Raw genomic sequence first — 10,710 nt, 5'->3', positions numbered from 1 at the left:
GGCGGGCGATTTTACATTGGAGGATCTGGGCTTCATCTTCGTTCCTTCGTCACTACGACGAAGCCCAGATCCTCCTTAAATCACAACCTCAAATCTGTGCCATTGGTGCTGACGGCGGACAAGGCGTCGCAGTCCCAACGAAACGCGTCTTCCTCGGCAGCAGCCCAGCCGCTCATGCTGCCGCGCAGGTACAAGCGGGTTTTGCCGAACGGCGCCGCGGAACAGGTCGTATTCGCTTCTATCTGCGGGGCGGCGGCTGTGGTGCCGGCCAACATCAGCAGTCCGGCCCAGATCTTTTTCTGCATGGTCACTCTCCGTCAGCGACCCCGGTTAAAAGTGTTTCGCGTCTGGGCCAATGCTGATTGGCGCGGCAACCCGTCAGATCAGGTCGATTGCAGCCGAACAGTACTCTCGACCCCAAGCCCTGGCTTGAGTCATCGGCGCGACGTCGCCTATGTCTGGAAGGAAATGAGCACGACCCAAGTAAAAACCCTCGCCGACATAGCGGCGATTGCGGGCGTGACCCCGGCGACCGTGTCGCGTGCGCTCTCCGGCCGGGCGAGTGTCAGCGCCCTCACGCGGCGGAAGGTCCTTCAGATCGCAGAGGATCACGGGTTTCAGATCAACCAGACGGCGCGCAACCTTCGCCTTGGTCGCACCCAGTCGGTCGGGGTCGTCATTCCGCTTGGACACGAGAGCGCGCAGCGGGTGTCCGATCCCTTTTACACTGCACTGATCGGCAACCTCATGGACGGGCTTGCCCGTCGCGAACACGCCATGCTGCTATCCGCGGTGACGCCTCATGACCCGAACTGGCTGGCGAACCTGTCGCGCAGCGGGCGCGTGGATGGGATCATCGTTCTATGCCAGTCCGACCAAGAGCCGGTCCTTCACCATGTTGGCCGCAGCTATATGCCGCTGGTCGTGTGGGGAGAGGCGAACGGGACGGAGGCGGATTATTGCTGCGTCGGTACCGACAACAGATTGGGTGGGCAACTCGCGACAGAGCACCTGCTGAATTTAGGCAAGCGCCGCATCGCCTTTGCCGGGATGACGGACATCCCTGAGCTGGAGGCGCGCTACGCCGGGTATCTTCAGGCGCATGCAAAGCGGGGCATCGCGCCGGGTCCACATATTCCCGTGCCCCTGGCCTTCGACCCGCGTTCGGCAGCGCTGCACCAGGCGTTTGCGGCCGAGCCGGAAGTCGACGCGGTGGTGGCCGCTTCCGACGTGATCGCGCTTGGCGTTATCCGGGCTTTGACGGACAAGGGTCAGCGCGTCCCTGAGGAGGTTGCAGTGGTGGGCTATGACGACGTCAGCCTTGCCGCTCATGCCATGCCGGCGCTGACCACCATCCGTCAGGACCTGACGGTGGCTGCTGACACGATTCTGGACCTGCTGTTCCGTCGCATCTCGGGCGAGAATACCGCGTCTGCGCGGATTCCGTTGGCCTTGGTCCGCCGCCAGTCGGCCTGAGCGCAGCCAGCATCGGCGACGCTGATTGTTGACCGGATCCCGCCGCCGACGATACAGGGTAATCGATTGCATAAGAGCGCCGGGCTGGATCAGGTCGCGGTGGCAGGAGGAAACTGAATGGTACATCGTCGCATCTGGTTGCTGAGCGCGGCAGGCGCGCTCGCGCTGGCATTGCCCACCATGGCCGCGCCCGCGGCGGCACAAACGCAGGGCGTGACCGCGCGCGCGGGCGGAATGGAGATGCGCCAAGGCGAGAACGTCGTGCGGGTGACCGCGCTTACCGACGATATCCTGCGCGTCACCATCGCGCGCGGCACCGAAATGCCGGAAGATGCGAGCTGGGCCGTCTCGCCCGAGATGCGAGCGAGGCATGCTTCAGTAACGGCGAACGCGACCGGCTTCTCTACCCGGACCATGCGAGTTCGCTTCGAGGACGGCCGGCTGGTTATCACCGATCTGGCTGGCAAGGTCATCACCGCCGATGCGCCCGATCCGATCCGCACTGTCGGTTCCGACTTCACGCTGCGCAAGGCGCTGCCGCAGTCGGAGCATATCTTCGGCCTTGGTGACAAGACCGGGGGACTGGACCGCCGGGGCAAGAGCTTCGTGAACTGGAACACGGACGCGTTCGGCTTCTCGCCCAGCGACGATCCGATCTACAAGTCCATCCCGTTTTTCATCGGCACGGGTGGGGAGGGCGGCAGCTACGGCATCCTGCTCGACAACACGTGGCGCACCTGGTTCGACTTCGGTCACAAGGAGGATGACGTAATCGCCTTCGGCGGTCCGGATGGGCCGATCGACTATTATGTTATCAACGGCCCCTCGATGGCGGAGGTGGTTCGCCGCTACACCGACCTGACGGGGAAGGCGCCGCTGACGTCGCGTTGGGCGCTTGGCTATCAGCAGTCGCGCTACAGCTACATGAGCGCGGATGAACTGCGTCAGGTGGCAGCGCGGCTGCGCGCCGAGAAGGTGCCGACGGACGTCCTCTGGCTGGACATCGACTTCCAGGACCGCAACCGGCCTTTCACGGTGAACAAGCAGACCTTCCCGGACCTGAAGGGGCTCGTTTCCGACATGGCGGATGACGGGTTCAAGGTGATCACGATTACCGACCTTCACGTCGCCCGTGCGCCCGGCGAGGATTACAAGCCCTACGACACGGGTGCCGCGGGCGATCACTTCGTCAAGGAGGCGGACGGGTCCGTGTACGTTGCGCCGGTCTGGCCAGGGCCGTCCGTGTTCCCCGATTTCACCATGGCGGAGACGCGTGACTGGTGGGGTGGATTGTTCCGCCAGCAGATCGCCGACGGAGTGGCCGGCGCGTGGAACGACATGAACGAGCCGGCGATCTTCAACACGCCGACCAAGACCATGCCGCTGGATAATGTTCATCGCATCGCCAGCGACGATTTCGCGCCGCGTGTCGCAAGCCATCGCGAGATGCACAACGTGTATGGAATGCAGAACACCCGCGCCACGTACGACGGTCTGCGTCGCCTCAACCCGGACGAGCGCGCTTACGTGATGACGCGCGCTTCCTATGCGGGCGGGCAGCGGTATTCCGCCACCTGGACGGGGGACAATTCGGCCACCTGGGAACATCTGAAGCTGTCGATCCACCAGATCATCAATTTGGGCTTGTCCGGCTTTTCCTATTCGGGTGCCGACGTGTCCGGCTTTGCGGGTGGTCCGAGCCCGGACCTGTTGACCCGCTGGTTCGAGATCGGCGCGTTCTACCCCGTGTTCCGCGACCATTCGGCCAAGGATACGCCGCGGGTCGAACCATGGGTGGATGGGCCGGAGCACCTCGCGATCCGGCGTCGCTACGTCGAGGAACGGTACAAGCTGATGCCATATCTGTACGGCCTGGCCGAGCAGAACTCGCGCACCGGCGATCCGATCATGCGTCCGGTCTTTTACGACTATCCCGGCGCGCTCACGATGTCGTGCGACCAGTCTTCGGCGTTCACGCTTGGCAAATCCCTGCTGGTGGCGCCGCCGCCTCGTATGGAGTCGCCCCAGGAATATGACGTCTGCCTGCCGGCTGGTGGTTGGTTCGACTACTGGACGGGAAAGCGGGCAGGCACGGCGCAGGCGGCCGAGAGCGGCCAGATCCAGTCCGCGACGCAGGCGACCGGTGTGCAGACGACGCGGGGCGACACGGTGCGCGAGAAGCCGCGCCTCGACTACCTGCCCGTGTTCGTGCGCGCCGGCACCATCCTGCCACGGCAGGCCGTGGTGCAGAGCACGGCCGAAACGCCGGAAGGTCCGTTGCAGCTCGACATCTACCCGGGCGAGAACTGCACGGGCGAGCTTTACGCCGATGATGGGCATTCGATGGCGTTCACGCGTGGCGGGTACCTGCGCCAAACGGTGCGCTGCCAGGTGACGCCGACCGGGCTGGAAGTCAGCTTCAACAAGCGGCAGGGCAGCTATCGCGCTTGGTGGCGTAAATTGGCGGTCACGGTCCATGGCTGGCAGGGGCCGGCGCAGGTCGCACGCGGCAGCCGCGCGGTTGCGAGCACGGCGGATGCGGTTGCGGAGACGATCCGCTTCACGATTCCGGATCAGCCGGGCGCGGCGCGGTTCGTCATCAACCGCTAAGTGAGAAGCGCGCCGGCTAACCGGCGCGCTTGTTGCCGCAAGGCAACAGTTAACAAGTTTGTTTCGAGACGCTTGTCCGTTCAATCGTTTGCTGTAATCGATTGCGCAATGTTGCCGCTCCGGAAAGCCGGGGGGTTTGGGGGGAAGGATCTAAGGTGCTTACGAACAATATGTCCCTGATGCTCGGTCATGGCCGGTCGAGCCGTGCCGGGGTCGGCGTATCGACCATCGCACTAGTGTTGGGTGCAGCGTTGTGGGCTGCTCCGGCCGCCGCGCAGACCGGCCAGGCTTCGACCAATCTGCCCGACCCGGCGAACAGTTCCAGCACTGCGGCGAATCCGAACGAAGCAGTCAGCGCCGAAGATCAGCGCGACGCCAATGTCGCTGTCGCGGGCGATGCGGCGACGCAGAGTGCTCAGGCCGCGGCCGCGCAGGATTCCGGCGCCACCGACGTGGTCGTTACCGGCTTTCGCGCATCGCTTCAGAACGCCGTCGTCGAGAAGAAATCGCGCGAGCAGGTGATCGAGTCGGTGTCGGCCGAAGACATCGGCAAACTGCCCGACGCGTCCATCGCCGAGTCCATCGCGCGTCTGCCAGGTGTCACCTCGCAGCGCATCAGCGGCCGCTCGAACCAGATCTCGATCCGCGGGTTCGCCCCCGATTTCTCCACCACGCTCCTGAACGGTCGCGAGCAGACCTCCACGGGTGACAACCGCGCCGTCGAATACGACCAGTATCCGTCCGAAGTCGTCAACCAGGTCCTGGTGTACAAGACTGCCGATGCTTCGCTGGTTGGCCAGGGCCTGTCGGGCACCGTCGACCTGCGCACCATCCGGCCGATCGAATATGGTCGCCGCGTCTTCGCGGTCGGCGCGCGCGGTACCTATACCGACATCGGCCGGCTGAACGCCGGGTCGGACGACAAGGGCTATCGCGTCAGCGGCACCTATGTGGACCAGTTCTTCAACGATACGTTGGGCGTTGCCCTGTCTGCAGCGTATCTGAACGAGCCGTATCAGATCCAGCAGTACAACGCCTGGGGCTTCGACACGGCCAACGCCGCTGCGCCCGACACGCCGGTGATCGGCGGTTCCAAGTCCTACGTGACGTCCACCCAGCTGAAGCGCTTGGGTCTTCAGGGCACCGTTGAGTGGAAGCCGGTCGACTCCGTCACCATGACCGTGGACGGCTTCTTCTCCGACTTCTCGGACGAGCAGATCTCGCGCGGCGTCGAGTTGCCGCTGAGCTACGCCGGTACGGTCGACGTGGGCGGCGTGGCGGTACCCAAGTCGCCGCTGACCAACGCTCAGATCGAGAACGGATTGGTCACATCGGGCACGTTCAACAACGTCGAAGGCGTGGTCCGCAACGATGCGTTCGACCGCAAGGCAAAGCTCTACTCGTTCGGCTACAACGCCAAATATGAAGGGGAAGACGGCTGGAACGCGCAGATCGACGTGTCGCTGTCGCGCACCGACCGTTCGGAGATCGTGCTTGAAACCTATAGCGGCACCGGCTTCGGTCCGAATGTCGGGGCGACCGACACGATCGGGTTCCAGAGCGGCTCCACCGGTACGACCTTCACGCACGAGCTCGACTATTCGGATCCCAATCTAATTCAGCTGACTGATCCGCTGGGCTGGGGCGGTGAAACGCGCCAGGCTGGATATTACAATGATCGTTCGGTTGTGGACGATATCCGCCAGTACCGCGTCGAGGTAGAGAAGGAGATCGAAGGCTTCCCGCTATCGTCCGTGCGTTTCGGCATGAACTACACCGACCACTACAAAACGCTGACGCCGACCCAGTACTTCCTGGTTCTGCAGAACGGCGCAACGAGTCAGCCGCTGCCCGCCGAATATGCGCAGAAGCCGACAAACCTCGAATATCTCGGCCTCGGCCCGGTCCTGAGCTACGATCCGCGCGAACTGTTGGATGGGGGCGTCTACTCGCAGGTCCAGAACCTTTCCAACGACGTCATCTCGTCCGCCTTCCGGGTGGATGAGGACATCATGACGACGTACCTGCAGGGCAATATTCGTCAGGAGATCGGCACGGCCGAGTTGACGGGCAATATCGGCGTGCAGGCGGTCTTTACCGAGCAGAAGTCGTCGGGACTGGTGTTCAACGGCGCCGACTTCAGCCAGATCATCCGCGGCGCTACGTATACGGACGTGCTCCCGTCGATGAACCTGTCGCTACGCCTCGCCAGCGATTGGGTGTTCCGCGTCGCGGCCGGACGCCAGATGCAGCGTCCACGCATGGACGACATGCGCGTTGCAAACGGCTACGGTTACAACCCCAACGAGGGGATCATCACCGGCGGCGGAGGCAATCCGTACCTGCGCCCGATCCGTTCCAACTCGTTCGACGCCACGATCGAGAAGTATTTCGGCAACCGCGGCTACCTGGCGGTGCAGGGGTTCTACAAGGACCTGAAGAGCTTCGTGTACAATCTCGAAGTGCCGTTCGACTTCTCCGGCTATCCGCTGCCGACCGGGGCGCCGGCGGGCACGCCGACGCTTGGCCGGAACACCCAGCCGATCAACGGGGAGGGTGGTTCGATCTACGGTGTCGAGCTTGCGGGCACGCTGCCCCTCGAGCAGATCGCCTCGGCGCTCGACGGCTTCGGTGTTACCGGTGGCGCGTCATACACCAAGACGGAGATCGTGCCGACGCCGGGTGGCGCAGCGGAGGACATCCCCGGCTACTCGCGCTGGGTGGCGAACGGCACGGCGTTCTTTGAGAAATGGGGTCTGAACGTCCGCGGTTCGGTCCGCTACCGGTCGACCTTCATCGGCGAGCTGTCGGGCTTCGGCGCGGCGCGCACCCGTCGGCGTGCGGTCGACGAGATGATCGTGGACGGTCAGGTCGGCTATGATTTCCGCAGCGGGACCTTCAAGGGCCTCTCGGTCTACCTGCAGGGCCAGAACCTGACGGACGAACCCTTTGTGACCATCAACGGCACCGCGCGCGATCAGGTCATCGACTATCAGTCCTATGGCCGCCGCTTCCTGGCAGGCTTCAACTACAAGTTCTGACCTCCCCCTTGGCGCCGGTCGCTTGTGCGGCCGGCGCCGTCTTTATCCCAGAGGGCCGGCAGTGCGGCAGATCGTTATTTTGGGAGGAGGCACCGCCGGCTGGATGGCGGCGGCCGCCCTCTCGCGGTTCCTGCCCGCGAACCATCGGGTGACGCTGGTCGAGTCCGCCACGATCGGAACCGTCGGCGTCGGCGAAGCGACGATCCCCCAGATCCGCCTGTTCAACGCCAGCCTGGGTATCGAGCAAGGCAGGTTCCTCGCTGCCACGCAGGGCACCATCAAGCTCGGCATCGAGTTCGTCGGCTGGACCGGGCGCGACAGCCGCTACATCCATGCCTTTGGCACGATCGGGCGCGGGTTGGGCCTCGTGCCGTTCCATCATTACTGGCTGCGTGGGCAATCGGGCGCGCTGTCGGACTACAGCGTTGCGGCGGCGGCAGCGACGGCGGGGCGTTTTGCCCCCGATCTGGGTCGGCCGGACCTGCCCACCGGATTGACCTGGGCGTACCAGTTCGACGCCGGCCTTTATGCCGACCTCCTTCGCCAACACGCCGAAGAGCGCGGTGTCGCGCGTGTGGAGGGGGAGGTGGCCGATGTCGCGCGCGACCCGCTCAGTGGCGACGCCACTGCATTGATCCTGGTCGACGGCCGCCGGGTCGCGGGCGATCTGTTCATCGACTGTAGCGGTTTCCGCAGCCTGCTGGTCGGGGGCGCGATGGGCGTGCCATTCGACGACTGGTCGCGCTGGCTGCCCTGCGACCGGGCGCTCGCCGTGCCCAGCGAGGCCACTCAGCCAATCCCACCCTTCACGCGCGCGACCGCCAGGACAGCCGGGTGGCAGTGGCGCATCCCGTTGCGCCACCGCACAGGAAACGGGCTGGTATTCTGCAGCGCCTTCATGGACGAGGCTGCCGCCGCGGCCGAGCTGATGGGTGGACTGGACGCGCCGGCGCGCGCCGAGCCGCGGCTGATCCGCTTCACCACGGGGCGCCGCACCCATGCTTGGGCAGGCAATTGCGTCGCCCTGGGGCTTGCGAGCGGTTTCATGGAGCCGCTGGAATCGACCAGCCTGCACTTGGTTCAGTCCGGCATCGCCCGCCTTCTCCAGTTCTGGCCGGGCGAACACATCGCCAATGCCGACCGCGACGCGTTCAATCGGGAAACGGAGCGCGAATGGACCGCCATTCGTGATTTTCTGGTGCTGCATTATCGAGCGAACACGCGCGCCGAACCTTTTTGGCAGGCGTGTCGCGCAACGCCCCTGCCGGACCAGCTCGCCACCAAGCTCGACCTGTTCCGCGCCAGCGGCCGCATCGTTCGCGAGGGCGACGAGCTGTTTACAGAGGTGGGCTGGCTGCAAGTTTTGCTGGGCCAAGGTGTACACCCCAACGCCTATCACCCTCTGGCCGATGCGCCGTCCGCTGGTGATCTGGCGAGTTTTCTGAACGCGCAGCGCCAGCATGTCGCCGCCGTAGTCGGGCGCATGCCCACCCATGAACAATTTCTCCGAGCCGCTACCGAGGAACTGCAATGATCCGCGCCGCCCTTCTCGCCTGCGCCGCCGCGCTGGCCCACCCCGCCGCCGCCGCCGAGCCGGCCACGTCCACTCCCGCCAGCTTCCGGGAGCGATTGCCGCAGGATGAGGTGATCTACTTCCTTCTTCCGGATCGGTTCGAGAATGGCGACCCCAGCAACGATCGCGGCGGGCTGACCGGCGGGCGCGAGGTGACCGGGTTCGACCCGACCTCGAAGGGCTTCTTCCATGGCGGCGATCTGAAGGGGCTGCGCAACCGGCTGGATTATATCCAGTCGCTCGGCGCCACCGCAATCTGGCTTGCACCGATCTTCAAGAACAAGGCGGTGCAGGGTCCGTCAGGACATCAGTCCGCGGGTTATCACGGTTATTGGATCACCGACTTTACCCATGTCGACCCGCATCTCGGCAGCGATGCCGACTTTAAGGACCTAGTCGATGCGGCCCATGCCCGCGGCATGAAGGTCTATATGGACATCGTGGTCAACCACACGGCCGACGTAATCCAGTATCGCGAGTGCCAGAACGGGCGCGAGTGCAGCTACCGCTCGGTCGCGGACTATCCGTATCAGCGGCGCGGCGGGCCGACCGGCACGGCGATCAATCCCGGCTTTGCAGGTGACGGGGTGCAGACAACGGAGAACTTCGCGCAGCTGATCCGACCGGACTATGCCTATACGCCGTTTGTTCCGGAGACGGAAAAGACGATCAAGGTGCCCGCCTGGCTGAACGACGTCACGCTGTACCACAATCGCGGCAACACGACGTTCCGGAACGAGAGCTCGACCATGGGCGACTTTTTCGGGCTGGATGATCTGATGACCGAACACCCGCGCGTCGTGGCGGGGATGATCGACATATTCGGGGGATGGATCGACCGTTTCGGCGTGGACGGATTTCGCATCGATACCGCGCGCCACGTGAATGCGGAGTTCTGGCAGTCGTTCGTCCCGGCAATCCGGCAACGCGCGCGTGACCGCGGCATTCCGAACTTCCACATCTTCGGCGAAGTCGCGCTTCATGCGGTGGAGGCAGGCGGGCTGGCGCGGTTCACGCGCGTCGATCGCTTCCCCGCGGTGCTTGATTTCGCCTTCCGCGAGGCGGTCGTGCAGACGGTGGCGGGCACAAAGGGCACCGATCAGTTCGAGACGCTGCTCGACGGTGACTCGCTGTACGAGGACGGCTTCGCCACCGCGGTTCAACTGCCAACCTTTACCGGCAACCACGACGACGGCCGCTTCGCGACGGAGGTTCGTCGCAACTTTCCCCAAGCGAGTGACGGAGAGGTGATGCGCCGGGTCATGCTCGCCAACGCCATGCTGCTCAGCCTGCGAGGAGTGCCCACCATCTACTCAGGGGACGAACAAGGCTTTATCGGTGACGGCGGGGATCAGGACTCGCGCGAAGACATGTTCGCCAGCCAAGTACCCCAATATAACGACAATCGCTTGCTGGGCACCGATGCGACCACTGCAACCGAGAATTTTGGCCGAGCCAACCCGCTCTTTCGACAGATCGCATCGCTTTCCCGCATCCGCTTGTCGCATCCGGCCCTGACCCGCGGACGGCAACTGCTGCGCGCGAGAGAGGAAAAGCCGGGGCTGCTGGCGGTTTCGCGGTTCGACCCGTCCACGGGACGAGAAGTGCTGCTCGTCTTCAACACGTCGTCGGCACCGATCACGCGCAATGTTCAGGTCGAAGGGGACTCGCGTGCTTTCACGACCCTCGCGGGCAAATGCGCGGCGCGGGCGACGGCGCCAGGTAGCGTGAGCGTGTCCCTGCCTCCGCTCGGCTACGCGATTTGCGCGGCTGGAGGGGTGCAAGTTCGATGAACGCAGCCCGTTCTGGTCCTTTCGCACGTGCTTTTCTCCGCCGCCGAAGGTGTAGGGTTACGCGCTCCAGCTAGCTAAGGCCGGCAATTCCTGCACCTGTCCGTCGTCAGAACATTCGGCACAACTCGCGGCGTAGATTAGCGGAGTGCGGACCTCGTCAGGGGGTTGATGTTAGGCGGCGAACTTGCGGTGCTGCAAGCGCCGATGTTCGATGGTC

The 10,710-nt window shown here is 64.3% G+C and carries 6 protein-coding genes; 5 read left to right on the top strand and 1 reads right to left on the bottom strand.

Annotation, left to right across the window (positions count from 1 at the left end):
* Positions 1-80: 80 nt before the first annotated feature.
* Complete coding sequence (locus tag MHZ35_RS17015) at positions 81-305, bottom strand: hypothetical protein (RefSeq protein WP_239436728.1); 225 nt, start codon at positions 303-305, stop codon at positions 81-83.
* Positions 306-336: 31 nt separating this feature from the next.
* Here MHZ35_RS17015 and MHZ35_RS17010 point away from each other — a divergent pair, with 31 nt between their 5' ends.
* The 5 genes from MHZ35_RS17010 to MHZ35_RS16990 all read left to right on the top strand — a co-directional run bounded on the left by MHZ35_RS17010 (position 337) and on the right by MHZ35_RS16990 (position 10,493).
* Positions 337-1,476: a LacI family DNA-binding transcriptional regulator gene (locus tag MHZ35_RS17010; protein ID WP_239436727.1), complete on the top strand. Its 1,140-nt coding sequence runs from the start codon at positions 337-339 to the stop codon at positions 1,474-1,476.
* 117 nt (positions 1,477-1,593) lie between these two features.
* Positions 1,594-4,086, top strand: a complete 2,493-nt coding sequence (locus MHZ35_RS17005) for a glycoside hydrolase family 31 protein (protein ID WP_239436726.1) — start codon at positions 1,594-1,596, stop codon at positions 4,084-4,086.
* Between the two features lie 170 nt (positions 4,087-4,256).
* Positions 4,257-7,127, top strand: coding sequence for a TonB-dependent receptor (locus tag MHZ35_RS17000; protein ID WP_239436730.1), 2,871 nt, complete (start codon positions 4,257-4,259; stop codon positions 7,125-7,127).
* Positions 7,128-7,188: 61 nt separating this feature from the next.
* Positions 7,189-8,661 (top strand): tryptophan halogenase family protein, encoded by a 1,473-nt coding sequence (locus MHZ35_RS16995; RefSeq protein WP_342453543.1) that lies wholly within the window; start codon positions 7,189-7,191, stop codon positions 8,659-8,661.
* On the top strand, positions 8,658-10,493 hold the full coding sequence (locus tag MHZ35_RS16990) for an alpha-amylase family glycosyl hydrolase (protein WP_239436725.1): 1,836 nt from the start codon (positions 8,658-8,660) through the stop codon (positions 10,491-10,493). Before MHZ35_RS16995 ends, MHZ35_RS16990 begins: the two co-directional genes overlap by 4 nt.
* The last annotated feature ends 217 nt before the right edge of the window (positions 10,494-10,710 follow it).

Source organism: Sphingomonas sp. ACRSK, assembly GCF_022346685.1.
Lineage (GTDB): Bacteria > Pseudomonadota > Alphaproteobacteria > Sphingomonadales > Sphingomonadaceae > Sphingomonas > Sphingomonas molluscorum.
This window is presented reverse-complemented; position numbering and strand designations above follow the sequence as displayed.